The organism is Bacillus sp. FSL W8-0183, assembly GCF_038006825.1.
Classification (GTDB): Bacteria; Bacillota; Bacilli; order Bacillales; family Bacillaceae; genus Bacillus; species Bacillus altitudinis.
The window spans coordinates 1,092,389-1,118,916 of record NZ_JBBOVY010000001.1 but is presented as its reverse complement, the minus strand read 5'-3'; the positions used below and the strand labels follow the sequence as shown (position 1 = coordinate 1,118,916).

General features: G+C 40.8%; 22 protein-coding genes and 1 pseudogene. 8 read left to right on the top strand and 15 right to left on the bottom strand.

The window, feature by feature from the left end; all coding sequences use genetic code 11:
- Positions 1-19: 19 nt before the first annotated feature.
- The 3 genes and pseudogenes from NSQ64_RS05795 to NSQ64_RS05785 all read left to right on the top strand — a co-directional run.
- Positions 20-1,327 (top strand): annotated as a pseudogene (locus tag NSQ64_RS05795) (globin-coupled sensor protein); the annotation flags it as partial.
- A gap of 61 nt (positions 1,328-1,388) precedes the next feature.
- Positions 1,389-1,973 carry a histidine phosphatase family protein gene (locus NSQ64_RS05790; protein ID WP_025207047.1) on the top strand — a complete coding sequence of 195 codons (585 nt, stop codon included), beginning with the start codon at positions 1,389-1,391 and terminating at the stop codon, positions 1,971-1,973.
- A 386-nt stretch (positions 1,974-2,359) separates the two neighbouring features.
- Positions 2,360-3,505: a serine alkaline protease SapB gene (locus NSQ64_RS05785; protein ID WP_045034875.1), complete on the top strand. Its 1,146-nt coding sequence runs from the start codon at positions 2,360-2,362 to the stop codon at positions 3,503-3,505.
- Positions 3,506-3,551: 46 nt separating this feature from the next.
- Here the strand turns inward: NSQ64_RS05785 and NSQ64_RS05780 are convergent, their stop codons facing one another.
- Positions 3,552-4,835, bottom strand: coding sequence for a M48 family metallopeptidase (locus tag NSQ64_RS05780; protein ID WP_341015508.1), 1,284 nt, complete (start codon positions 4,833-4,835; stop codon positions 3,552-3,554).
- A 177-nt stretch (positions 4,836-5,012) separates the two neighbouring features.
- Between NSQ64_RS05780 and NSQ64_RS05775 the strand changes: the two genes are divergently transcribed.
- A complete protein-coding gene (locus NSQ64_RS05775; RefSeq protein ID WP_007497192.1) occupies positions 5,013-5,429 on the top strand; it encodes a hypothetical protein in 417 nt (138 codons plus the stop codon).
- 193 nt (positions 5,430-5,622) lie between these two features.
- Here NSQ64_RS05775 and NSQ64_RS05770 read toward each other — a convergent pair whose 3' ends face one another.
- The 3 genes from NSQ64_RS05770 to NSQ64_RS05760 all read right to left on the bottom strand — a co-directional run bounded on the left by NSQ64_RS05770 (position 5,623) and on the right by NSQ64_RS05760 (position 9,084).
- Entirely contained in the window at positions 5,623-7,176 is a 1,554-nt protein-coding gene (locus tag NSQ64_RS05770; protein ID WP_024720003.1) for a fatty acid--CoA ligase family protein, read from the bottom strand.
- Between the two features lie 172 nt (positions 7,177-7,348).
- Positions 7,349-8,338 (bottom strand): lipoate--protein ligase LplJ, encoded by a 990-nt coding sequence (gene lplJ, locus NSQ64_RS05765; protein WP_341015505.1) that lies wholly within the window; start codon positions 8,336-8,338, stop codon positions 7,349-7,351.
- Between the two features lie 2 nt (positions 8,339-8,340).
- Positions 8,341-9,084: an MBL fold metallo-hydrolase gene (locus tag NSQ64_RS05760; protein ID WP_341015502.1), complete on the bottom strand. Its 744-nt coding sequence runs from the start codon at positions 9,082-9,084 to the stop codon at positions 8,341-8,343.
- Positions 9,085-9,239: 155 nt separating this feature from the next.
- On the opposite strand from NSQ64_RS05760, the gene yhfH reads away from it, so the two are divergent.
- Together yhfH and NSQ64_RS05750 are read left to right on the top strand one after the other, a co-directional pair.
- Positions 9,240-9,377 carry a protein YhfH gene (yhfH, locus tag NSQ64_RS05755; protein WP_008359029.1) on the top strand — a complete coding sequence of 46 codons (138 nt, stop codon included), beginning with the start codon at positions 9,240-9,242 and terminating at the stop codon, positions 9,375-9,377.
- 340 nt (positions 9,378-9,717) lie between these two features.
- Positions 9,718-11,007, top strand: a complete 1,290-nt coding sequence (locus NSQ64_RS05750) for a cation:dicarboxylate symporter family transporter (RefSeq protein WP_008348850.1) — start codon at positions 9,718-9,720, stop codon at positions 11,005-11,007.
- 32 nt (positions 11,008-11,039) lie between these two features.
- Here the strand turns inward: NSQ64_RS05750 and NSQ64_RS05745 are convergent, their stop codons facing one another.
- The 7 genes from NSQ64_RS05745 to NSQ64_RS05715 all read right to left on the bottom strand — a co-directional run bounded on the left by NSQ64_RS05745 (position 11,040) and on the right by NSQ64_RS05715 (position 21,085).
- Positions 11,040-12,089 carry a M42 family metallopeptidase gene (locus NSQ64_RS05745; protein WP_024720001.1) on the bottom strand — a complete coding sequence of 350 codons (1,050 nt, stop codon included), beginning with the start codon at positions 12,087-12,089 and terminating at the stop codon, positions 11,040-11,042.
- A 143-nt stretch (positions 12,090-12,232) separates the two neighbouring features.
- Entirely contained in the window at positions 12,233-14,542 is a 2,310-nt protein-coding gene (locus NSQ64_RS05740; protein ID WP_341015499.1) for a YhgE/Pip domain-containing protein, read from the bottom strand.
- A 64-nt stretch (positions 14,543-14,606) separates the two neighbouring features.
- Complete coding sequence (locus NSQ64_RS05735) at positions 14,607-15,185, bottom strand: TetR/AcrR family transcriptional regulator (protein WP_007497184.1); 579 nt, start codon at positions 15,183-15,185, stop codon at positions 14,607-14,609.
- Between the two features lie 175 nt (positions 15,186-15,360).
- On the bottom strand, positions 15,361-16,773 hold the full coding sequence (hemY, locus tag NSQ64_RS05730; RefSeq protein WP_008348859.1) for a protoporphyrinogen oxidase: 1,413 nt from the start codon (positions 16,771-16,773) through the stop codon (positions 15,361-15,363).
- A gap of 22 nt (positions 16,774-16,795) precedes the next feature.
- The gene (gene hemH / locus NSQ64_RS05725) at positions 16,796-17,734 is read right to left on the bottom strand and encodes a ferrochelatase (RefSeq protein ID WP_017366949.1); all 939 of its coding nucleotides are present in this window, start codon (positions 17,732-17,734) and stop codon (positions 16,796-16,798) included.
- A gap of 32 nt (positions 17,735-17,766) precedes the next feature.
- The gene (gene hemE / locus NSQ64_RS05720; protein WP_041507508.1) at positions 17,767-18,825 is read right to left on the bottom strand and encodes a uroporphyrinogen decarboxylase; all 1,059 of its coding nucleotides are present in this window, start codon (positions 18,823-18,825) and stop codon (positions 17,767-17,769) included.
- Positions 18,826-18,949: 124 nt separating this feature from the next.
- Complete coding sequence (locus NSQ64_RS05715; RefSeq protein WP_041507509.1) at positions 18,950-21,085, bottom strand: transglycosylase domain-containing protein; 2,136 nt, start codon at positions 21,083-21,085, stop codon at positions 18,950-18,952.
- A 127-nt stretch (positions 21,086-21,212) separates the two neighbouring features.
- On the opposite strand from NSQ64_RS05715, the gene NSQ64_RS05710 reads away from it, so the two are divergent.
- A complete protein-coding gene (locus NSQ64_RS05710; protein WP_007497177.1) occupies positions 21,213-21,698 on the top strand; it encodes an antibiotic biosynthesis monooxygenase family protein in 486 nt (161 codons plus the stop codon).
- 59 nt (positions 21,699-21,757) lie between these two features.
- On the opposite strand, the gene NSQ64_RS05705 is transcribed toward NSQ64_RS05710, so the two are convergent.
- Positions 21,758-22,114 (bottom strand): hypothetical protein, encoded by a 357-nt coding sequence (locus tag NSQ64_RS05705; RefSeq protein WP_017360309.1) that lies wholly within the window; start codon positions 22,112-22,114, stop codon positions 21,758-21,760.
- An 80-nt stretch (positions 22,115-22,194) separates the two neighbouring features.
- Here NSQ64_RS05705 and NSQ64_RS05700 point away from each other — a divergent pair, with 80 nt between their 5' ends.
- The gene (locus NSQ64_RS05700) at positions 22,195-23,382 is read left to right on the top strand and encodes a M20 family metallopeptidase (protein ID WP_008348870.1); all 1,188 of its coding nucleotides are present in this window, start codon (positions 22,195-22,197) and stop codon (positions 23,380-23,382) included.
- A gap of 28 nt (positions 23,383-23,410) precedes the next feature.
- Here the strand turns inward: NSQ64_RS05700 and NSQ64_RS05695 are convergent, their stop codons facing one another.
- Genes NSQ64_RS05695 through NSQ64_RS05685 form a run of 3 tightly spaced genes read right to left on the bottom strand, consistent with a single transcriptional unit; the run spans position 23,411 to position 26,118 of the window.
- Positions 23,411-24,118: an EcsC family protein gene (locus NSQ64_RS05695; protein ID WP_024719995.1), complete on the bottom strand. Its 708-nt coding sequence runs from the start codon at positions 24,116-24,118 to the stop codon at positions 23,411-23,413.
- A gap of 46 nt (positions 24,119-24,164) precedes the next feature.
- Entirely contained in the window at positions 24,165-25,385 is a 1,221-nt protein-coding gene (locus tag NSQ64_RS05690; protein WP_007497169.1) for an ABC transporter permease, read from the bottom strand.
- Positions 25,378-26,118 carry an ABC transporter ATP-binding protein gene (locus NSQ64_RS05685; RefSeq protein ID WP_008348877.1) on the bottom strand — a complete coding sequence of 247 codons (741 nt, stop codon included), beginning with the start codon at positions 26,116-26,118 and terminating at the stop codon, positions 25,378-25,380. Before NSQ64_RS05685 ends, NSQ64_RS05690 begins: the two co-directional genes overlap by 8 nt.
- Positions 26,119-26,528 lie beyond the last annotated feature (410 nt).

Below are 26,528 nucleotides of genomic sequence, written 5' to 3'. Positions count from 1 at the left end.
TATTTGTGATGATTATGGGGGGACAAACACATTGTTATTTAAAAAAGAGAGTAAAAAGAAAAACACTGCTTTTTTCACACAGCAGGATGATGGGATAAAACGAATCAATTTTCCGGAGAATACGGACATTGCCAAACAAATTAAAATGATTGATTTGACGCAGCAAGACCTTTTTATCTTGAAACAGCTGAATCCAATCGTTCAAGATGAAATTGAACATATCGTCGATAAATTTTATAAAAACCTAGAAGTCGAGTCTTCCTTGATGCACATCATTCAAGATAACAGCTCAGTCGAGCGTCTAAAGAAAACACTACGCATTCATATTAGTGAAATGTTTGCCGGTGTGATTGACGAATCTTATGTGGCCAAAAGAATTAAAATTGCACAAGTTCATTTAAGAATTGGACTTCAACCTAAATGGTATATGGCAGCCTTCCAAGACCTATTGCTATCCATAATGGATTTATTTGCCCAGCATATCCAAGATTTCAAAGAATATCAGACGGCAGTGAAAGCGACGACGAAAATTTTAAATCTAGAGCAGCAGCTTGTCCTAGATACGTTCCAAAATGAATACTCTAAAGTTCGTGATGAAGCAGAACTACAGCAAAAAGAGCTTCATACAAAAATTACAGAAACATCTAATTCACTTGCTTCTCTCTTCTCAAACACAACAAATGCAGTGGACAAACTTGTATCAAAATCTGATGAGATGGCGGATATGTCACAGGCTGGCACAAAGATTTCTGCACAAGTTGAAGAGAAATCAATTGGCGGTAAAAAAGAGTTAGAAATTCAGCAGACGCAAATGAACCAAATTGACGGCAGTATGACAAAGATTGAAACAGAAATTAAACGCTTAGAAGAAATCGCGAAACAAATTGAACAAATTTTTGGGATCGTCACAGGTATTGCGGAGCAAACGAATTTACTCTCTTTAAACGCTTCAATCGAATCAGCTCGAGCAGGTGAACATGGCAAAGGCTTTGCTGTCGTTGCAAATGAGGTTCGCAAATTATCAGAGGATACAAAGAAAACGGTTTCAACTGTATCTGAGCTCGTCAACAACACAAATTCACAAATCGCCATTGTGTCACAGCATATTGCTGATGTGAATTTACTTGTGACAGACAGTAAAGAAAAAATGACCCAAATCAACTCGCTATTCGATGATATCGTCAGCAGCATGAACTTAAGCAAAAACCAAAACGGAAAAATTGAAATAGATTTGCAAACATTCCTAAACGAATTGAAAGAAGTCAAACAAACTGTGTCCCAAGTGGCAAGTTCGGTCGAATCCTTAACGAGTCTGACAAATCACTGATCCAGTCATTCTTCTTCTGTTTTAGTATAATAGAAGAAAAGATAGAAAAGGCGGGATTTGATTGACAGCAATTTGCCTAGTCAGACACGGTGAAACCGATTGGAATGCAGCGAAACGAATTCAAGGACGAACAGATATCCCTTTAAATGACACTGGTAAATGGCAAGCGGAACAAACCGGTCTTTACTTAAAAGATGCCCACTGGGATGTTGTCATTTCCAGTCCGCTATCAAGGGCAAAAGAAACAGCTCATTTGATTTTACAGCATGTACATGCACCGCTCGTGATCATGGACGATTTTATTGAACGTGACTATGGCGACGCTGAAGGCATGTCATTTGAGGAACGTCAGAAACTGTTTCCGAATAAACAGTATCCAAATATGGAACCATTATCGGCACTTCAAGATCGAATGCTAGAAGGTATTGAAAAAGTGAGAGCAACCTACCCAGATCAACGGGTACTAATCGTAGCACACGGTGCTGCCATCCATGCCTTACTCACCTCACTAGCTGACGAACATATGGGTATTAAGGATACAAGACTTGAGAATGCCTGCTTAAATTATGTGGAATGGACAGATGGTGAATGGAAGGTGAACGATTACAACGTGGTCAGCCATTTAACACAATCTGCCCCTTCTTAAAGAACCTGTTTTCATAGCAGGTTCTTTTTCATGTCAAAAACAATGATAAAATAATATTTTTTTATATCGAAATTCGAAATAGATGATAGCCTTTTCTACCTATTTTATGGCATTTCGGGTATCGAATGTTTATCCTCAAATGGATCATGAGAAAAAAAGCACGATTCCTTTTTAATAGGAAACCGTTGGAAATATAGAATAAACATATTTTACCATCATTTCCAAGCGACTTAATTCCCTATTTTTCGCTAGGACTTCCACAAAAATTCGGGCCTACTCTTATTTGCCTATCTCTATTAAACTGAAAATACAGAATAATCAAACGGATCATTCTAATAGACTACGGATGATTATTCTGAAATAAGAAAAAGGGATGTGGAATGTGCGTGAAAAAGAAAAATGTGATGACAAGTGTTTTATTGGCTGTCCCTCTTCTGTTTTCAGCAGGGTTTGGAGGCTCGATGGCAAATGCCGAGACTGCCTCAAAGTCAGAAAGCGAAAAAAGCTATATCGTTGGCTTTAAAGCTTCTGCCACCACAAACAGCTCTAAGAAACAAGCAGTGACACAAAATGGTGGGAAATTAGAAAAACAATACCGCCTCATTAATGCTGCACAAGTGAAGATGTCTGAACAAGCCGCAAAAAAACTTGAACACGACCCTAGCATTGCTTATGTAGAAGAAGACCACAAAGCAGAAGCATATGCCCAAACCGTCCCTTATGGTATCCCTCAAATCAAAGCTCCAGCCGTACACGCTCAAGGTTATAAAGGTGCTAACGTCAAAGTAGCTGTCCTTGATACTGGAATCCACGCCGCACACCCTGACTTAAATGTTGCAGGCGGTGCTAGCTTCGTCCCTTCAGAGCCAAATGCCACACAAGACTTTCAATCACACGGAACTCACGTAGCCGGAACCATTGCTGCCCTTGATAACACGATTGGTGTTCTTGGGGTTGCGCCAAGCGCCTCCTTGTATGCCGTTAAAGTATTAGATCGAAACGGAGATGGACAATACAGCTGGATTATCAGCGGTATTGAATGGGCTGTTGCCAATAACATGGATGTCATCAATATGAGCTTAGGCGGACCAAACGGCTCCACAGCGCTTAAAAATGCTGTAGACACAGCGAATAACCGCGGAGTAGTTGTCGTTGCCGCAGCAGGGAATTCAGGTTCAATTGGCTCTACTAGCACCGTAGGCTATCCTGCAAAATACGACTCTACAATTGCTGTTGCCAACGTGAACAGCAACAATGTCAGAAACTCGTCTTCTAGCGCAGGTCCTGAATTAGATGTTTCTGCACCTGGTACATCGATTTTAAGTACAGTACCAAGCAGTGGATATACGTCTTATACGGGAACATCAATGGCATCTCCTCATGTAGCAGGAGCAGCAGCGCTTATCCTTTCTAAGTATCCGAATCTATCAACGTCTCAGGTTCGTCAGCGCTTAGAAAATACGGCAACACCGCTTGGTAATTCGTTCTATTATGGAAAAGGATTAATTAACGTTCAAGCGGCTTCTAACTAAAATAAGTGTGACAAAAAAATCCGGCGAACTGAGCCGGATTTTTTATTTATTGCTTTTTCGATGTTTCCTCTTTTTTTGCGGCTTTTTCCATATCGATGATTCTCTCCATCATCGTCGGGTGTCCATAGCGGAATATTTTCACTAAAAGTGGCGGATTGACTTGGGAAAGCCCTGATTTTGCAAGCTTTTGAAATGACGTCACCCCCGCCTCTCCATCTTTCGTCAAGTTCACGGCGTATTCATCAGCTGCACGTTCTTGATGCCTTGACACAGCATTTGTAAAAGGAGAAGCAACAAATGACAGCATAGATACAATGATCAACAGAAGTGGAAGAGCAGCAACATCATGTGGTGCCTTCAGACGAAATGAAGAAGCGCCTTTTTGGTAAAGGGAAAAATAAAAACGGTCAATGGCAAAAAATCCAACCAGAGACAGCACTAAATATCCTGCTAAACCGATATACACATGCTTCATCACGTAATGTCCCATCTCATGCGCCATGATAAATAAGATTTCACGGTCTTTCAGCTTTTGAAGTGTCGTATCCCACAAAACAATACGCTTATTTTCACCAATTCCTGTGACGTAAGCATTCATCGTGTTTGTTTTCTCTGACATGTTGACTTCATATACATGATCTGCTGGAATGTTTGCTTTCTCTGCAAGAGTTAATATCTTTTTCTCAAGCGCTTGATCCTTCAATGGGTAAAAATCATTGTAGAGTGGATCAATAACGACCGGCTGTATAAAGAAGAGAAACAGTGTAACTGGAACGGTTAAACACCAAGCATACAGCCACCAATATTTCCTTTTCTTTTGAATGAGCCAAAAGAACACAATCGCGCATAGAACAAGCAGTGGATATTGAATCCAAAAATCAAGCGTTTGGTCTTTTAGCCAACTTGCCGTGCTTTGTGCTGAAACGCCGTAGTACAAGGACAACTGGTAGCTCACCCACTTGACTGGCAATGTGATCAGCATCGTCAAAAGTGACAGCACAAACACATACACAAGTTTGCTCACAAGGTGAAAACGAGCTGCTGCCAAGCTCCAATCTGCTAATTTCCTTGAAAACCCTGAAATGAGCAAAAGGAAAAAGACATACCAATCTAAAGGAATTGTCATAAAGTACAACAGGTTACGAATGTTCGAGTAATTTCCACTGATCAAAAGCTCATTGCTTGTCATAAATGTATGCGGGTCTGCACTTGTCCCTTTCACACTGTCAGGGACAGATGAATCCCCCATTAGAAATAAGTAAGAATAAATAAAAAGACCGTACAATATGTATGCTACCGTTGCAAGAGCTACCCATTTGCGTACTCGCACTGGTCAGCCTCCTTTCCATTTCTCTCTCTATTGTAATCACGCACGTTTTTGTTTAGAACCTGTCTCATGTGGCTCCATCATAGCATGCCCTATCTGAAAAAGCTTGAGTGAAAAAAATGATTATGCTGTTCAAAAATCGGAGAAACTAGCTATAAAAAAGTGAGTTGGAGGTTCATCATGAAGAAAATCCTTGCAGGAATTGTGATCTTTGGGCTTTTACTGATTACCTTCTTTTATGTGTTCAGCCGGACAAGTGACATCTTCGATGAAAATCGAGCAGAGAAATTATTGCTTTCACCGACGAACCAGTCCATTTCTTATGAAATAGATGATAAAGATACAACTGAGGATCTAATTGAACAATTAAACAAAGGGAAACAAACAAGCAGCCATCTCAAAAAGAATGTAAAGAAGCCAGATTATATTGCCAAGGTCATGTTCGGACGGACAAATGGCACTTCTTTTCAGCTATGGACCAACCGCTCTCAAGTTGTTTTTTTAGTAGACGGCACCTATTATGAATTAAATCAAAAACAGTCAAATTCCTTTCGAAAACAGGTACAAGAAGCGATTCAAAAAGGAGCCTCTTCATAAGAGACTCCCTAGATTGTTGACAAAGGGATAAAATGAACTTGATTTTATCCCCTTGTCTTCTTTTCAGCGTGATAGAAAACCTTTGCAGTCTAGGAGGCGCGGAGCGAATGTGAACCAAGCACGCAGGACTGACAAAGAATGCGAGGGTTTGTCTACACGCTGAGGAGCCTCCTCATAAGAAGAGACTCTTTTTTTATTTACTTGTTTCTGCTTGGTACTTATCCTTTAGCGCTCTTCTTAAAATTTTACCAGTCGTGTTTTTTGGAATATCATCAATGAAATGGATCGTTTGGGGCTGCTTATATTTCGCCAAATAGCGTGAACAATGTGTGATGATGTCTTCTTGATTGATGTGAGCATGTTTCTTAGGGGAAATGTAACAGACAACAGCCTCTCCTGTGTTTGGATCGGGCACACCGATGACAACGGCTTCTGCTACAGCTTCATGTTGATAAAGCACTTCTTCTACTTCTCTTGGATAGACATTATACCCGCCTACGAGAATCATATCCTTTTTTCGATCGACGATATAAATATATCCGTCTTCATCTCTCCTTGCCAAATCTCCTGTGTACAGCCAGCCATCTTTCAGTGCTGCTTCTGTGTCTTCTGGCATTTGATAATAGCCTTTCATAATGTTTGGCCCTTTTGCGATCAGTTCTCCGACTTCGTTTGGTCCAACTTCCTCTCCAAGTTCATTCACGATCTTATTTTTCACATTCATAATATCAGTTCCGACTGAACCTGGTTTTCTTTTTCCATCAAGGGGATTGAATGCCGTCACTGGGGAAGCCTCTGACAATCCATAGCCCTCTAGCACCGTGACACCGAATTTTTCTTCAAAACCGTGAAGTAAAGCAACAGGCATGGACGCACCGCCTGATATACAAATCCTCACCGACTTCATCGCTTCCTCATGACCGTCCTGACGGTATAAATAGTTATACATGGTTGGAACACCAACAAATAGCGTTGGTTTTTCTTTCTCCATCATTCGTAAAAGCTCTGATGGGCTGAAATGCGGCAGGACATAGATGGTCGCTCCATGAATCAAGGGGGCATTCATACAGACGGTCAAACAAAACACATGGAACATCGGCAATGCAGCAATCACCTTGTCCTTCTCATCAATTGACAGGTACTCCGCAATGTCTCTTGCATTTGAATATAGGTTAACATGAGTGAGCATTGCCCCTTTTGGTTTTCCTGTTGTGCCAGATGTAAATAAAATAACGGCCGTATCGTCAGGTTGTATGGAAGGATGCTCAGTTTCCGGCGCATCTCCAGACACAAGCTTTCCGAAGAAAACAAGACGATCAGAAACTTCTTTTAAACTTGACCTGCACGCAGATTCATTTTGTGCACAAATAATGACTCGTTCAATAGCTGGAAGCTGTTCATACACCTGCTCGTATATCGGCAGAAGCTGATCCGGTGCAACAATCCCTTTTACATCACCAGTGACCAGCATATAGCCGATTTCACTTGGCGTATATGTTGGATTGACAGGTACAACAACAAGTCCTGCCTTTAATGCACCAAAAAATGAAATCACAAAATGCGGTGAATTTCCTAAAATCAGCGCGATATGATCTCCCGCTTGAAACCCTTCGCTCACTAAACCATCTGCAAAACGTTCGATACTTGTCATCAGTTCTTGATAGGTCCACTTGTTCCCTTCAAAGATCAGTGCGACGTTCTCTCCCTTGGTCATCGCAGTCTGCTCAAGATTTTTGATCAAATCCATTCTCCCACCCCTTATACTTCATCAATGAATGAATAGCCATTCATTTTATGACCAAACATTCCTCCTTTCTATTATAATAGACAATCGAAAAAATTCACAAGATCAAATGTAAACCGCTTTCATCTCTTTCATTAGAAAAAGCACCGCTATCTCTAGCCGTGCTTGTCCTTGCTTAATAAATCAAATCCAGAAAATCTTCTTTTGATACGTTACCAAAATAATGGCGCATATCCATGTCTTCTAATACATCACTAATGGTTTTGCGATCATATTGCTGCCCAATGAGTCGTTTCTCAATATCAGCAATATCCCCTACACCAAAGAAGTCACCAAAAATTTTGCAGTCTTGAATGATGCCTTTTTTCACTTCTAATCGAAGATCAATCGATCCAGCTGGAAAACGCTTAGAGTGCTGCAAGTTAAACTTAGGTGAACGGCCGTAGTTCCATTCCCATTTTTGGTATCGATCACGAGAAATCTCATGAATCTTCTCCCAATCCTTTTCTGTCAGCTGATACTCAGGCACGTCTCCGTTCGTGTCAAAAATATAGCTTAAAAGAATTTTTCTAAATTCTTCTGTTGTCATCTTTTGATCCATCAGTTCACTAATATTCGCAACCCTGCTTCTAATGGATTTAATGCCTTTTGATTCGATCTTTTCTTTCTTCACATTTAATGCCGAGACAACATGTTCGATTTCTGAATCAAATAATAGGGTGCCATGACTGAAGATACGTCCTCGTGTAGCAAATTGAGCATTCCCCGAAATTTTACGCCCATCTGCCATGATGTCATTTCTGCCGCTTAATTCCGCTTTGACGCCAAGCTTTTCAAGCGCTTTGATGACTGGCTCGGTGAATTTTTTAAAGTTATGAAAGCTGTCCCCATCGTCTTTTGTAATAAAACTGAAGTTCAAGTTTCCTTTGTCATGGTAAACTGCACCACCGCCAGATAACCTACGAACGACTTTGATGCCATTTTCTTCCACATATTTTGTATTGATTTCTTCTATTGTATTTTGGTTCTTTCCAATAATAATGGATGGCTGGTTGATGTAAAACAGCAAATACGTTTCTTCTGGATCTAAATATTTTAAGCAATACTCTTCAATTGCTAAATTAATCATTGGGTCATAATGTTGCTCGTTATCGATAAACAGCATCTCTATCTTCCTTCCTTGTTCCATCTAAGCCCTGATTGGGCAAGCTGTATATTGCCAGTATATAACGCCTGTGCTTCATTGACTAGGTCTTTATGCCGACCGAAATGAGGCAGATGGGTGATGATAAGCTCTCCAACATTTGCTTCACTTGCCAGCTTCCCTACTTCAGTGCTGTTCATATGTCCTGCACCCGATCCGTCTTGTCCGGCGTAAAAGTTGCTTTCGGCAATAAGTAAGTCTGCATCCTTGCTAAAAGGGATAAATGCATCGTGATAGCTGGAATCAGCTGTATACACCACCACAGCCTCATTTGCTTGAATTCTCATCGCATAGCATTCTGCCGGATGAACCGTTTTCAAAAAATCAATTTGAAATGGTCCGATTTGAATGCCCTCTTCCGGGTGATAAGGTTTTGTCTTTGTATGTACATCATCAGAGAGCCGCTGAAATGCTGCTTGATCCCCGGTATGTCCGTAGATCGTCAGCGGACCACTGCTTTTTCCTAAATGATAACCCACTAGCTTCGCATATTGGAGAGGTCCGATATCTGCAATATGATCGTGATGATAATGAGAAAGGAGTACAGCATCTAGTTCTTCTATATCAATGTATTGCTGAAGCTTTGACAGAACTCCGCTCCCGCAGTCAACAAGCAGACGAAAACCATCTGATTCAAAAAGATAACCTGATGTGGCTTCACCTGCTGCTGGAAATCCTCCGTAGCAGCCAATCACGGTTAATTTCATCGTCATATTTCCTCCTTTTCAAAAAATCCCCTTCTTACAATATACCCATTTTTCATAAAAAAAGCATTCTTCTTGCCTATTGTTACAAAACAGATTGACAATTATCAAACTGTTATAATACAATGATAACAATAAAACGTATTGGAGGATGACAAATGCTAGGAAAAATCACTGAGTTTTTTAGAAATTTGCCTTCAAAAAAATGCACAAAATGTGGAAATGATTTAATGGAACAGCACGAGTGTTACGGTAATGAATGTGAGGAATGCTCACAAGTAAGTTATCTTAAATAAGGAAATAAATAGAACAAAAAAAGCACTTTTTTCCTCCTTCGTCAGTTGGAGTCAAAAGTGCTTTTTATTTTTTCTGATAAATAGGTAAAAAGGTAAAACCCTTGGTACAGAAGGGTTTTTTAGTATTTTCATATGATGACTTTTAGTTCGGAAGGCACTTTTTATTGACTTAAAACAACGAAGGGGGTTCGAAGTGTCCATTTTTTCAAATAATTTTGTATTTTCTTAATATAATTTAATCGTGGACGAACCTCTTTAATTTTAGTTATACTTTAATTCATATATTAAAACTTAATATAATGGGAATATTCCTTTAATGAATATGTTAGGGAGGAAATCTATGAAAAAATTAAAATTTGGATTAGCTACTCAAATCCTAATCGGTCTTATTCTCGGTGTCGTGGTTGGTGCGATCTTTTTCGGTAACCCTGGTGTTGAGACATATTTAAAACCAATTGGAGACTTCTTCTTACGACTCATTAAGATGATTGTCATTCCGATTGTCGTATCTAGCTTAATTTTAGGTGTTGCAGGTGCGGGTGATGGTAAAAAAGTAGGGAAGCTTGGTTTTAGAACCATTCTTTATTTTGAAATTATCACAACGTTTGCGATCATCCTTGGTCTTGTGCTTGCGAACTTTGTTCAACCAGGTGCAGGCGTTGACTTTGGACATACAGAAAAACAGGATATTAGCCAGTATGTTGAAACGGAAAAAGAACAAAGCAGTAAATCAGTTGCTGATACGTTCCTTCATATCGTTCCGACGAACTTCTTCCAATCATTGGCCGAAGGTGATTTGCTTGCGATTATTTTCTTCACTGTATTATTCGCACTTGGCGTTTCAGCGATTGGTGAACGCGGCAAACCAGTACTCGCCTTCTTTGAAGGCGTGTCACATGCGATGTTCCATGTCGTCAATGTTGTGATGAAAGCTGCACCATTTGGTGTTTTCGCGCTCATTGGTGTGACAGTATCAAAATTTGGTCTTGAATCTCTTGTTTCATTAGGTAAGCTCGTAGGTCTTGTTTATTTTGCGCTCGCTCTCTTCCTTATCGTTGTATTCGGAATTATTGGAAAGATGATTGGCGTCAATATTTTCAGATTTCTTGCTTACATGAAAGACGAAATGCTTCTCGCCTTTAGTACATCCAGCTCTGAAACAGTTTTACCGAGAGTCATGGATAAAATGGAGCGCATCGGGTGTCCAAAAGGAATTGTTTCTTTTGTTATCCCAATTGGTTATACGTTTAATCTGGACGGCTCCGTCTTGTATCAAGCCATTGCGGCGCTTTTCTTAGCGCAGGTATATGGCATTGACCTCACGATCGTACAGCAGCTCACACTAATCCTTGTATTGATGGTGACATCAAAAGGAATGGCTGCCGTTCCTGGTACATCCTTTGTCGTATTACTTGCAACACTTGGAACGATCGGTGTTCCTGCTGAAGGTCTAGCCTTTATTGCAGGTGTTGATCGTATCATGGATATGGCAAGAACCGTTGTCAACTTAACTGGTAATGCACTTGCAGCTGTCGTGATGTCTAAATGGGAAGGGCAATATGACCCTGAAAAAGGACACCGCGTGATGACTGGACAAGATGTACCTGAGCCAACACAACTTTCAAGCTAATCAAAAAGAACCCCGCGATCGGGGTTCTTTTTTTATACTGTGATTAATTTGCTTTGAACATAGTGGTACAGTAGATTGGCTGTATGAATCAATGAGTCTTCATGGGTTCTTTCAAAGGCATGCGAAGAGTCAATGCCAGGCCCAATCAGTCCATGAATGATATCATGCCCTGCTCGAATCGCTGCTGACGCATCTGAACCATAATAAGGGTATATATCAAGGCGGTAATCGATCTTATTTGCCTCAGCTAATGCGGCTAAATGTTTGCGCAGACCATAGTGATAAGGACCGCTAGAATCCTTCACACATATTGACACACTGTATTCATCAGTTGATTGACCGTCACCGATGGCTCCCATATCAACAGCCAAATATTCCACCGTTTCTTCCGGGATATTCGAATTCCCACCGTATCCGATTTCTTCATTATTTGAAATTAAGAAATGTGTCGTATGCGGCAATGTGATGTTCTCTGTTTGAATGCGGTGAATCAATCTCAGCAACAACGCCACACTTGCCTTATCATCAAGGTGTCTTGATTTAATAAAACCTGAAGATGTCACTTCCACTCTAGGATCAAATGAGATAAAGTCTCCTACTTGAATGCCAAGTGCTTGCACATCGTCTGCATTTTTCACTTTCTCATCTAAGCGAATCTCCATATTTTCTTGATTTCGCTTCGCTTTTCCAGCATCCTCATATACGTGAACGGACGTTTGATGCATCAGAATGGTACCTGTGTATGTACGGCCTGTTACTGTTTCAATTTCACAATACTCGCCTTCTATCGAGTTATATTGAAAGCCTCCAATGAGTGCAAGACGCAGCCGGCCATTTGATTTAATTTCTTTGACCATCGCACCGAGCGTATCGACATGTGCTGTCAGCATGCGGTGTTCCTTGTCATCTGTTCCTTTTAGGGTGGCAATTAATCCGCCTTTTCGATTTCGCTTCGTTTCAATATTTAAATCTTGTAAAAAACGTTCGACAAAGCCAATCACTTTCTCAGTATTTCCTGATGGACTTGGGATCGACACAAGCTTTTGAATAAGCTGAATCGTTTCATTTACTTCCGTTGTCATTCGGCATATCCTCCTTCATCTAAAAGAAATTCTTTCCAAGCATGCCTTTTTTCAGCATCCTTCTTAAAATATATCGCTTCGGGTTCCTGATGTCTAATTTCTAATAGAAAAACCTTTCTCATGAAAGAGAAAGGTTTTTTTGATTAAGCTTCTTCTTGTTTCATTTTTCTTATGTTCCAAGCAAAGTATGCTGTTGTTGCAGCCATCATGATGATGGCTACTGTTCCAAGAATTGCTGCTTGGTGCCATAAATAACTGTTATCACCGCTTGCAATGATCGTTCTAAATCCGTTGATGGTATACGTCATTGGAAGCAGACTGTGAATGACTTGGAAGAATTTTGGTACAAGCTCAAGCGGGAATGTACCCGCACTTGCTGCAAGCTGAAGAACCAAGATAATGACGGCAATAAAGCGTCCTGGGTTCCCCATCGTCGTCGCAAGAAGCTGAATGATCGCTAGGAATGTCAGACTGACGATGATTGCAAAGAGATAGAAGCGCCAGAGGCTTTCCACTTCAAGTCCAAGTCCAAAGATCAGCATGGAGCTTGCAATCACTGCCTGCAAGATACCGACTAAGAGAAGCACACTATATTTGCTGACAAACCATTCAAACGCATTTCTAGGTCGTCCTGCAGGATCTTTCATTGGGAATACAACAGTCAGCATAAGAGCTCCAACAAAGAGTCCCATTGATAAAATATATGGTGTGAGCCCTGTTCCATAGTTATCAATTTTTTTCGCTGTATCATTCTCTGTTTTGACTGGGCTTGCAATCATATTGTAATTGTCCTGCCCCGCATCAATGTCTCCTGTTTCATCTGCAGCGCTTTTTAGCTTATCAGAAAGCTTTCCAGTCCCACTTTTTAAGTCACCTAATCCTTTATCAAGGGATTTTGACCCTTCAGCCAGTTTAGATGAGTTGCTTTGGATACTCGCTGATCCACTTTCTAGTTTATTCAATGCTGCACTAAGCTGGCTTGAACCGTTTGCCAGTTTATCCGCACCACTTTTCGCTGTATCAAGCTTTCCATTTGCTGTTTGCAGGCCATCTTGTAATTTCCCTTGGCCCGTTTGAAGCTTCAGTGCACCTTGATACAATTTATTCGTACCGGATGTCATTTGATCAATCGCATTTTGTATGGCGACTGTCGATGTATACAGCTGTTCTGTTTTCTCTGGCAGCTTCTTGACTTGCTGTAGCTGTGCTTTTGCAGATGCAACCGCAGACTGAACTTCACTTGCGTCAGGCAGTTCCTGCAGCGCCGCTAAGCTTTGCTCAAGACCAGACAAATCAGGCAGTTCGATTGTAGGAAGACTGTCTAGCTGATCCATTGCCGCCTTTTTCTCTTCATCTGTCATCGAGCTGTTTTGAATAATACTTTTTACTTTTGCATCTCGATTAGATAATGCTTCTTTTAAAGAAGCAAGTTTGGTACTAAACGTTTTTGCATCTTCTTTCACCTGATCAATCTTAGGCGCCATCTTTTCAAGATTCGCTAATTCAGGTGAAGACAATACTTTCTCCACAGCAGCGATTTTTTCTGAAAATGACTGTGCTTTATTGTTCAGCTGCTCAATGCCTGCTGTGAATTGCGGCATTTTAGAAGAAAGCTGCTCATGTCCTTCACGGCTTGTGTTTAACCCTTCAGTCAATGTATCAATGCCTGTGCCAAGCTCACCAAATTTCTGATCAATCGTTTGATAGCCTGTTAAGAGCTGACCAAGACCGCTATCAAGAGATTGAATTCCAGTGTTCAGTTCACCCATTTTTCCTGCAAACTGATGAACACCTTCGCTATACGTTAACGTTCCTTCTGCCAATTTCGCCAGATTGTCTTTTAACTTTTGGCTACCGTCTTTTGCGCTTTTTGTTCCGTCATCAATTTTCTTCGCTCCATCGCTTGCTTGATCTAATCCTTTTGCAATCGTTTTGAAGTTATCAAAGATGACCTCTGCATAATTTTCTGTGACTTCCTTTGAAACCGAATCTTTTAATTTGATAATGGCGTTATTCGCAATTTGAGACGCAGCATAGTTTGCGCCTGGATTCGTATAATATTTCAGATTCGATTTTTTCGGATGTTTGTCTAGTACTGTACTCGCATTTTTCGAGAAATCTTTCGGAATCTCGACGACGAGATAATAGTCTTCGTTATTTAACCCCTTGATGGCCTTTTCTTCACTATCAACAAAATGCCATTTAAAACTATCGTTTTTCTTCAATTCCTTCACTAAATCATCGCCCACTTGAAGGGTTTTGCCGTCATAATGACTGCCTTCATCCAAGTTGACAACCGCTACAGGTAATTGATCAACTGTACCATATGGATCCCAGTAAGCTTTTAAAAATACACCACTATAAATCAGTGGAATAAATAAGACAGCTAAAATCGGGATCAGTAGTTTTTTGCTCGTCACAATGTCTTTCCATTGATTCCGAATTAAATTCATTGCTGTTTTCCTCCCATTGATGAATGACTAAATTAAGAATTCGGTCATTTGAACTCAAAAAAAATTATGTTGTTGCAGACAGTCCTTTTAGTACATAAAGCTCGAGCGATTCAGCGACCTCTTCTTTTGTTAAAGGCTCATATCGCTTTTCCCAGTCAAAAATAAGTGCAATATATAGTTTCACCATCACAAATGCCGTCAATTCAGGATCACAGGGCTTAATGTCGCCTTTTTCAATCGCTTCTTTTACTTTTGTTTTAATATAGCGAATGATCATCTGCTCCATTTTTTCAATCATTTCTTTCACTGCTGATGTGCCAAGCTCCGCATTTTCCTGAAAGATTTTAATTGTAAGCTGGTGGTTTTTTCGAAATTCTAATATTGCAAAGAGTGCTAAATGAAGGTTTTCTGAGAAACTATTCTTCTCATCTATTGCTTCATCTGCAATTTTCCTCATCTCCATTAACAGTGATGTGAAAATTTCATCGAACAGCTCTTCTTTGTTTTTGAAAAAAGTATAAATCGTTCCTTTTCCAACGTTGGCAAGCTTTGCTACAAGGTCCATTGTCGTGGCTTTATACCCGAACTGGGTAAATGCCTTTGTTGCTCCATCTAAAATCATTTGTCTCCTATCAACACTCATGATCTCACTCCCAAAATGACTATTTGAACGTTTCGGTCATTAAGTACAGAAAGTAATATACCACATCCTTTTCCTCAGATGCAACAACTTTGTTCAATTTTATTATTCACCACTCTTTTCTAAACATACGAACATGAAAAACTCCCTTTCCATGACAGAAAAGGGAGTTTGTTTTTTATGAAAATAGATAAGATACAGCTTCTGAGATGGCAGCTTTTCCTTGATCAATACAATCAGGAATCCCAACACCTTCAAATGCAGCACCCGTGATATAAATACCAGGATATGATTGCTTAAACGTTTCTCGCATCGTCGAAATCTGTTTTTGATGACCCACATGATATTGCGGCATGCTTGTTTTCCAGCGAGTCACTGTCGTCAGCTCTGGATCTGCTTTAATATCCATGATTTTCTTCAAATCCTCCAGCACGATGCTCACGATTTGATGATCAGACTGTTCGACAATTGATTCATCGCCAGCTTTCCCAACGTATGCACGGAGCAATGTTTTTCCTTTAGGTGCAGTGTGAGGCCATTTCTTATTTGTCCACGTACATGCTGTAATGGAGAAATCACTATTTCTTGAGATGACAAAACCAGTACCATCATATTCATTGTGAACATCCTCTTCTTTAAATCCGAGTGCAACTGTTGCAACAGAAGTCGATGTCATGTCATGCAAGTACTCAAGCCCTGCTTCTTTTGGAAACATGGAATAGATCGATTGGTGAGGAGTTGTCACAATGGCAGAATCTGCAAAAAGCGTTTGACCGCTGTCTAATTGAACGCCATAGCCTCCCTCTGCTTTTTCGATCTGGGTCACTTTTGTCCCTTTGTAAATCTTCGTCAGCTTGAGTTTACTTTCGACCGCTTCAACAAGTGCTTGCAGCCCTTGATTGATTGTCTGGAACTGTCCTTGCTTTTTCGCTGTCACTTGTTGCGCTTTTGCATGCTGCTGTGATTTTTTCATCCCAAGAATCAAACTGCGATGCTTCTGTTCTGTTTGATAGAACTGCGGGAAGGTAGACATTAAGCTCAGGCGATCAATGTCACCAGCATAAATGCCTGATAGTAGCGGTTCAATTAAATTCTCCACCACTTCATCACCCACACGTCTTCTAAAAAATTCCCCCAGAGACTGATCTTCTGTCTGTTTGCTTTTTGGCAAAACGAAATCCATCGCTGCACGTGCTTTTCCGGCAACTGAAAAAAGCCCAGTTGTAATGAAAGGACTGATTTGAGTTGGAATGCCCATGACAGCCCCCTTTGGCATCGGATGAAGGGTTTCATTGACTAATACATACGCTTGCCCTGTTTCATTATTGACGAGCTGATCAGATAGGCCAACATCTTTTGCCAGCTGGGGTCCACTGACCTTTCTTTCTAAAAATGAATCGGGTCCACGTTCAATGATATAACCGTCTTTATATAATGTTTGAATTTTTCCACCTAGCCTAGGACTCGCTTCAATAAGAGATATTTGGATAGGAAGGCCTTTTTCTTCAATTTCCTTTTCCAAATAGAAGGCGGCGGCCAAACCCGTGATGCCACCGCCAATGATGACAAGGTGTTTTTGATTGTCATGCATAGGATCGCCTTCTTTTATATGATTACTTGCTTTCATTAAGCTTCTTTAATACGACTGCTGCCAGTGCATCAATAAATGCTGGTTTCGCATTTGGCATTTCTGGACGATAGTAGGCTGCACCAATTTCATCCGTGACGACTTTACATTCATAATCATTGTCGTATAACACTTCAAGGTGATCAGCGACAAATCCAACAGGCACGTATACAAATGTTTTATAGCCTTTTTGCTCAAATAGGTCACGCGTGAGATCCTGTACGTCTGGTCCAAGCCATGGATCAGGCGTATTGCCTTCACTTTGCCAGCCAATTTCATAATGCTCAATTCCTGCACCTTCAGCAATCATTTTTGCAGATTGTGCAAGCTGATCAGGGTATGGGTCTCCTGCTGCAATAATTTTTTCAGGAAGACTGTGTGCAGACACAATCAGCACTGCTGAATCTCTTTCTTCCTGACTCATGGATGCATACGTCTCTTTCACTTGTTTCACCCAATAGTCCACAAACTTCGGTTCATCGTACCAGCTTTCAACAGAAGTAATGTTCAGATGGCCAAGCTTTTCTGCTTCATCTTGTGCACGTTTGTTATACGATTTCACACTAAATGTGGAGAAGTGCGGTGCAAGGACAATACTCACCGCTTCTGTGATGCCATCTCGGTGCATGTCAGCGACTGCATCTTCAATGAAAGGCTCAATATGTTTTAACCCAATGTATACATGAAATTCAATCTCGTCTTGGATCTCATTCAAATGTTCACACAAACCATTTGCCTGCTGTTCTGTAATTTTTGATAAAGGAGAAATGCCGCCAATTGCCTTGTAGCGGTCCTTTAAATCTTGCAGCATCTCCGGCTCTGGCTTTCTGCCTCTACGGATATGTGTATAGTAACGTTCAATGTCTTCTTCTTTATATGGGGTGCCATATGCCATGACAAGTAGCCCCATTTTCTTTTTCTCCACAACCAACACTCCTTCAGATCATTTGAAATCATTTAGATGGATGTCTTTTTATGTTTAGCTGAATAATCGTGAATAAAATCTGTCAGCTTCTTTAACGTGTCTGGTGAGACATCAGGAAATACCCCGTGACCTAAGTTAAAGATGAATTGATCTGATTTCATCCCTTGATCTAAAATCGCTGCTGCTCTTTCTTCAATCACTTCCCAAGGAGAAAGTAAAATCGTTGGATCAAGGTTTCCTTGTAACGTTTTTGTTAAGCCTTCTTTTCGCGCTTCGTCTACACTCATACGCCAATCCAGTCCAACGACATCAAGCGGCAAGTCATGCCAATCTTTGGCCAGATGGCTCGCACCGACACCATACATAATCATTGGTACGTTTTCAGACTTCAGCTCTGTGAAAATACGCTGCATGACAGGCTTAATGAAGGTCCGGTAATCTGCTGCATTTAAAGCGCCAACCCAAGAGTCGAAGATTTGAAATGCTCGGACGCCTGCTTTTACCTGAGCGCGTATGTATGTGATCGTCATATCGGCTAATTTATTCATCAAAAGCATCCATGTCTCTGGCTCACTGTACATGAGCGCCTTTGTTTTATGATAATTTTTAGATGGACCGCCTTCGATCATATAGCTTGCCATCGTAAAAGGTGCACCTGCGAAACCAATCAGCGGAACATTCAACTGCTCCTCTGTTAACAGCTTGATCGTATCAAGCACATACGGCAGGTCTTCTTCAGGATGAAGCTCTCCAAGACGCTGGATATCTGCCTTTGTCCGAATAGGCGAGTCAATCACTGGTCCAATTCCATTTTTAATTTCAACATCCACTCCAATAGCTGGAAGCGGAGTCATAATATCTTTATATAAAATAGCGGCATCTACACCATATTGTTCTACAGGAAGTCTTGTTACGTATGCACATAGCTCTGGCTGATGCGTAATTTCAAATAGCCCGTATTTTTCTTTAAGGGCACGATATTCAGGCTGCGAGCGTCCTGCCTGTCTCATATACCAAACCGGTACATGGTCTGTTTTTTCCCCTTTGCACGCCTTTAAGAACGTGTCATTAAAAGCCTTCGTTTTTCCCATTACCTTTCATTCCACCTTTCGCCTCACACTCTCTTTGTATAAGGCTCAAACACTGCTTTTACTATACCGCTTTTTCAAGGCACGGTATACTAAAGCGGCTCAATGTTCAAAAAATCGCCGAATATTAACGTCCAAAAGCCTCCGGCTTGATATAAGCACTGCCTTCGCCTTCTTCTTGTGTTTGAGTATTGTATGGAACAACCTTATACTGCGCATCTGAAAACACATTTGCATACGGCATTGTGTAGCTGTTTGTTCCTGTTACAGAATCGATCAGGGTCTCGCTTCCATTTCTCATTTCATAAATACGATATTCAACGCGTTTGTCTTCCTGTTCATCCCATGACAGCTCCAATGTAAAGAGCCCTTTGATTTTAAATGCATAACGTGCTTCAAAGCCTGACAGTCCTTCTAAATGGATTGGCGATTGAAGTTCTTTAATTCCCTCTGGTTTTTGGAATGTTTCATTGGTTATTTGGGCTGTCGTTAAAATATCTTTCATTAATTGCACTGGATACTGACTGCCGCCAGTTAAATAATGACTGTTATCCGTTTTGTCATACCCCATCCAGATTGCCCCTGTTGTACTAGGCGTGTAGCCAGCAAACCAAGCATCTTTCGTTGCCCCTTTGAAACCGGAATACGTAGTTGTGCCTGTTTTACCAGCCAAATCTCCAGCGTATGATCCGCTCTGAGCGGTTCCGCCTTTGACGACCTGTTGAAGCATTCTTGTCATATTCCAAGCATTCTGAACGCTAAACACTCGTTCTTCTTTGTTTCGATTTTTTTCAACGGTTTCTCCATCATCATTCGTGATTTTCTGAATGAAGAACGGCTTTTTATAGACGCCTTCATTTGCAAATGTATGAAATGCTCCAGCTATCTGCAACGGAGAAACCCCTTTTTCTAAACCGCCAAGCGCTATGGCAAGTCCTTTATCCGAAATATCCATCCCCATTTTCTCAAGATAGGATTTAGACGTATCGATGCCAAGCTGGCTTAACGTCCATACGGCAGATGTATTTTTACTTTTCATGAGAGCCTCTACCATCGTGACCCTGCCCTCGTACTGTCCATCGTAGTTCTTTGGAGAATAGCCGTCATAGCTTTTTTCCTTGTCCTCGAGCAGTGAATACGGTCTGAATTTTTTCTCCTGCATCGCTGGACCATATACTGCGATCGGCTTAAAGACAGAACCAGGCTGTCTAACAGCTGTGACTCTGTTATAGCCTCTTGCCTGATATTCTCGTCCGCCTATTGCTGCTTTTACACCACCAGATGCGTTGTCAATAAACACAGCGCTGCCTTCAGGTGACCCGCTTTTTCCCGGGAAATAACGATTGTTTTTCATTGCATCATAGGCAACTTTTTGCAAATTCATATCGATTGGTACCGTAATGGTATAGCCGCCTTGAAGCAATTGTTCATGCGAAATCGAATACTGCGATTCTGCTTCTTTAATCATGAGATCTACATAACTGTCCACCCAAGGGGTTTCTGATTTCTTTTTTAAATGAATACCAAGTGTTCTTCCTTTTGCTTCAACTGTTTCTGTAGAAGACAAATATCCTTGTTCATTCATTAAATTCAGGATGGTATCCCGTCTTTGTTTATTTTTATCTGGGTGTAGAACAGGGGAATACGTTGAAGGTGCCTTTGGCATGGCAGCAAGTGTAGCTCCTTCACTGACAGTGAGATCTTTTACATCTTTACTAAAATAGTAATTGGCCGCTGCTTGGATCCCATAGACGCCATGACCAAAGTAAAGCTGATTCAAATACATTTCAAGCAGCTTGTCCTTTGAATAATCTCTTTCTAAATTGATCGCAATAATGACTTCTTTTGTTTTTCGAAGAAACGTTTTATCATTTGTGAGAAAGATATTTTTGGCGAGCTGCTGGGTGATGGTACTGCCGCCTTCTACCTTTCCACCTGCTAATATATCTCGATAAACCGCCCTTGAAATCGATTGTGCATCAATTCCGTGGTGCTCATAAAAGCGCTTGTCCTCTACAGCAACAAAAGCTTTCGCTACTTTATCTGGGACCTCTTTTAATGACACAGGGTCCCGATTTTCTGAATACATGCTTGTGAGTTCTTTTCCATTCTGATCAATGATTTTCGAGGAAGCGTGAAAAACAAGCTTCTTCTCATCTATGACATAATGTCCTAAAAATAAAATGGTCAGATAGCCAATAAATGAAAGCACGATTGTACTTCCTGCAATGACTAATGGAATGATTATCTTCTTTTTCTTCAAATTAGGTCACCTCATTCCTTTATACGGATAGTATGGGATGTATTGCTTCATAATATGTTTTATGGATTGACTACCAAAGAATTATATATCATTCTTTTGTTATACTATCAAGCAGGAGGCGGTTTAGATGAATTTCTATATTACATATGGAACAGCAGACTTTTTGCAAAAAATCGCAAAAAAACATCATCTTGAAAATCTGCTTTATACGGTCGGTAAGGAACAAGCGGCTCTTTTTCATGAAACGGAGGGTGAGACAGTCTTTAAAGCACCCCATGCCTATGATGTGATTTATACAAAAGGTGAGCTCGTCCAATCTGGCTTTGTCACGCTGAATCATATCCCTGTAAAGCTCGAAAGCAGAGCGCTTTTTGAATCCACCTTTCAGAAAAAAACAAACATGTCAGAGCACCAGCGCGGCTTTCAGGCGCTTCGTGTGTTAAGACCAAAAAAGGATGAAGAAGTGTACTTGATATTGACCCTTTGGGAATCTGAAGACTTATTTCAAGACTTCCAAGAGTCAGAAGCGTTCTTTCAGCCGCACGAGGATACTGGCTCCATCTTCTCTCGTCCTGCCTATCTGACATCCTATCATGCCGTCATAGACCATTAAGGAAGTGCTGCTTTTCGCACTTCTTTTTTTTCATAAAAAAAAGCCCTTCTGCTGGGCTTTCAACGCTTATCTCTAAGCTCGTACCGATGAATGATTGGCTGAAGCACATAAAAATTCAGCAAGATCCACCCTAATAAGATTGGCCATTTGAGCATAGGTGAAGCACCTTTCATCTGAATAAGTAGTACCAACAGTGGAATCAAACAAATCATCAAAAAGCTCATCTTCGAAACGAACGTTTCTTTGATTTGATGCCGGCAGCTTGGACAAAGCATCATTCTCGTATGCGATAAATGAAATTTTTCGACGAAAGAAAATGCTTTTGAACAATTTGGACAGCTTCCCAATGCCACTCCCCCTTTTTCAAGCTTCATACTTAACCTTCGACTTTTATGTAAAATGACCTTTTCTGTCATTCTCGACATCCTCTTCTGTTGAAAGATTCTAACAATTACCATACAATCAGTAAAAGAGCCTAAAGGAGGTTTTCGGATCAATGACAGTATCCACTTTACACAAAAGGATCAATGAACGTCTTGATGAACATTATGAGGAAATGGTTGAAATTAGACGCCATCTCCATATGAATCCAGAACTTTCTTTTCAGGAAGAGGAAACAGCTGCTTACATCGCTCAATATTATGACAGATTACATATCCCAACACGCACACATGTAGGCGGACATGGTGTACTCGCTTTTATTGAAGGAGCTTCCCCTGGACCGACCATTGCACTGAGAGCTGATTTTGATGCACTTCCCATTCATGATGAAAAGGATGTACCTTACCGTTCAACAAAACCTGGCGTCATGCACGCATGCGGTCACGATGGCCACACAGCAACACTTCTCGTCTTAGCGAAGATCTTACATGAGCACCGAGATCAATTAAAAGGAAAAATCGTCCTCATACATCAACACGCTGAAGAATATGCCCCCGGCGGTGCGAAACCAATGATTGAAGATGGCTGTTTAGACGGTGTTGACGTCATTTTCGGCACCCATCTTTGGTCTTCAGAGCCATGCGGCACTGTTCTTTATAAAAGCGGGAACTTTATGGCAGCCGCCGATCGTTTCTCTATTCAAGTGCAAGGGAAAGGCGGACATGGCGCACAGCCGCACCTAACGAAAGATGCCGTACTCATCGGTTCACAAATTGTAGCCAATCTTCAGCAGGTCGTGGCCCGTAAAGTCAACCCGATTGATTCTGCGGTGGTATCTGTAGGGGGATTTGTCGCTGAAAATGCCTTTAACGTCATTGCAGATTCGGCCGTGCTAACAGGTACTGCACGTTCCTTTGAAGAGAGTGCACGCCATATCATTGAACGTGAAATTGAACAGGTGGTGAAAGGTGTCTGCCACATGCACGATGCCTCTTATACTTATGAATATGTAAGAGGCTATCCTGCAGTCAAAAATCACCCTGCACCAACTGAATATATAGCAGAAATAGCCAAACAGACAGAAGGAGTCACAGAAGTAAAAGAAGCCGAAACTCAAATGGGCGGAGAAGACTTCGCTTACTACCTTCAGCATGTTCCTGGTACTTTCTTCTACACAGGCGCTATGCCAGAAAACAGCCAAGATGTGTATCCACATCACCATCCGAAATTTGATATTAACGAAAACGCAATGCCTGTCGCAGCAAAGGTACTCGCTCATGCCGTCCTTTCCTACGATGAATAAAAAAAAGCCGCTGCCACCAGCGGCTTTTCTATTTCGATTCTTTCAACACTCTCAAGTGAAACACATGGCGTGCGACTTCACCAAGCTGTCCTGTCAGCTGATGATTTGCCACCCCACCAACAGCGGCACCGACCACAGGCATTAATTGAAACAGCTTCACAAGGTCAATATAATCTCGATATTCCTGCTGAAAGCTATACCAATCCATTTCTTCCCGGGTTGTTTCCCATTCTTCAATGAGTTTCATCATTTTTTGACGGTGTGCACTGCTTGAAAAGGCGAGTTGAAAAATACAAAGCAAAAAGAGCCTTTCCTCTTTTTGAGACAAATCAAATCCATATATACAAGCAAGCTCATATAGACATTTCATTTTAATACTCAAAAGGAGAGGGAAATCCGCCATTCCGAGAAACAATCCACCCGCACCTGTGCCAATTCCTTCAATCGCAGCGGCCTTTTGATAATATGTCACCTTTTCCTTTGCCAGCTCATTTCGCTCTACAATAGACAATTGTTCATCAATGACTGTAAATGAAGTAAAATGGCTTCCTGATACGGTGGATTCAACCATTGTTTTCACCGCACTTGTGATGACTTGATGAAATCGAGCAGGGATTCGACGATTCACTTGCTGCTGAACACCTTTTGAAAACCGCTCGATCTTGGATGGTTTTCTTAAAAAACGCATTTGAAAAAAAATGGCCTCTTCATACAGTTCCCGTTCAGCTGCATTCATCCCAGTTCCCTCCTTGGTGACATCATACACACGCTGTAAAAAATGCTTATCTCATCTTTTTTAATCTGCTTTGTACGTAAGGCTTGAATAGGACAAGCACAAATACCAATGAAATGAGAAGAGCAAGTCCGCTTCCCTTCCATCCACCTGCTGGAAAAACGGCGGAGCTCAGTACAATTGACTGGATGATGAGTACATTTCGTACGAGAACAAAAAAGCTTCGATCTTTTTCTTGCTGAGACACAGGATAAAGTGCCTGTAACGACAGATGAGCAAAGTGCTTTGTTAACGGGACAAGCTGTACACCTGTGATAAAGACTGTAAACAAGACAAGTAATGCCCCCACCCAGCCTGCTGCACCTGTATACAAGAGGATGAGCACAAACACGACCGTTAACCTAAACACAAGACCAAAATAGTCATTTGAACGTAAAAACGCCCTCACATACATATAAGAAAAAGCTTTACGCTGTTCATAAGGGACAAACTGCAAGACCCAGTCCATATACGCCCTTCTTTTCACTTGTTTCTTTAAATGAGGGACATCCGTAAATAAGTTTGCCAAGCGGTAAAAACGCTGTTTTCGTTTTAACTCATCAGAAATATGCAATTCCCATTGAAAGGGCTGTTTTTTTACTGCATTTGTTAGATAAATGAGATAGACAGCATATAAAAGATAAAAAACAATGGCAATGGCATAAGCTGCTTGTAAAACGGTATACATTAACATTGTATTGAGCAGAAAACGAATCACTGCATCAATCCATCTGACATGTTTCCCTTGAAAATAAGTGATTCTCCACTGAATCGCTGTATTCAGACCTTTTATTAAGATCATTTGCGCCAAAATGAGCACATATAGCATCAGATCGCCTGAGGAGACAGCCGAATATAGCGGAAGTGCAATAATGGACACGGCAATCAAAGGAAATAACTGAGAAATGAAGCTAAAGTTAAACGCTTGTTTTAAATAAGGGTCCATCTTAGCTTCCAAAGGAAGCATAAACACAAGATCTGCCTCTTTGATCAACGTTCGCACGTAAGAACTAGTCAGTACCAATGAGAAAACAACTGCCATGACCCAATAGGATGGGAAGTGAGCTGGAATATGCTTCAGCCAATTACTGTACCAGCTCGCCCCGCCTGCAAGGAAAAAAATGAGCACAATCACAAGATGATCGTTGAACATATATTTTAAATATTTTCTTGTTTCTTGTACGTGTTCTTCTAATCGTGATTTCCAAATGGTTTGCGTTGTTTTACTCATAGCTTTCTTCCTTTGTTAATTCCAAATAAAGATCATCGAGTGTCGCATCTCTCATGTTGAACTGCTCTCTTAGTTCTGTCAGTGTTCCTTTCGCTCTAATTTCCCCTTCATGCAAAATAATAAAGGAATCACAATAACGTTCCGCTGTGGCTAAAATATGCGTTGACATCAGAACACTTGCGCCATTTTGTTTCGCCGCATTCATACGTTCTAATAGTGCGTTGATCGCAAGCGGATCAAGCCCTAAAAACGGCTCATCGATAATATACAACTCTGGCTCCACAAGAAACGCACACATAATCATCACCTTCTGCTTCATCCCTTTAGAAAAATGAGCAGGGAACCATTTCAATCGCTTCTCCATTCGGAATTCCTTCAGCAAAGACGGCAGACGTTCTTCTAATTGTTCTTTTGAAAGGCCGTAAGCCATCGCTGTCAGCTCTAAATGCTCTTTTAACGTTAATTCTTCATATAAGACAGGTGTCTCTGGAATAAACGTAAATTGTGAACGATACGCCTCTTGATCTTCTTGAAGGGTTCGTCCGTTCAGCTCAATGACCCCTTTATGAGGTTTCATTAATCCAATAATATGACGAATGGTTGTACTTTTTCCCGCCCCGTTTAAGCCAATGAGACCAACGATTTGGTTTCTTTCTAATTCAAATGAAATATTTTTCAGAACGGGATTCTTTGTATATCCACCCGTTACATCTTTTACAGTTAGAAGGGACATCAGTTCGTTCCTTTCTTTCTTTTTTCCTTTATAGTACCAAAAACGAAAGACAATTTGAAATGTTTACCTATAGACAACTCATGAATAAAACATAGGCATACTGGTCATCATAATGTATGTAGAAGAAATGAACTTGATGACCAATACGTAAATGAGGTGTTTGTTAAAGGCAATAACCGCATGACAAATTGGTTTTTCATCTAAAAACCTTAGCTTCTGTTTTGCTTCACTGATTCTTGATTTTTGTGTCCTATACAAATCTGTATACGACGAACCAAAATGTCAAATGAGGTGTTTACGGCAGAAATAGCAGGCATATGAATTCTTTATTTCAGTAAATAGAGAATTCAAAAGGCATATCAAATGAAAGCATCAACATTTCTTCTGCAGGAGCAGGATGAGCGACCAAA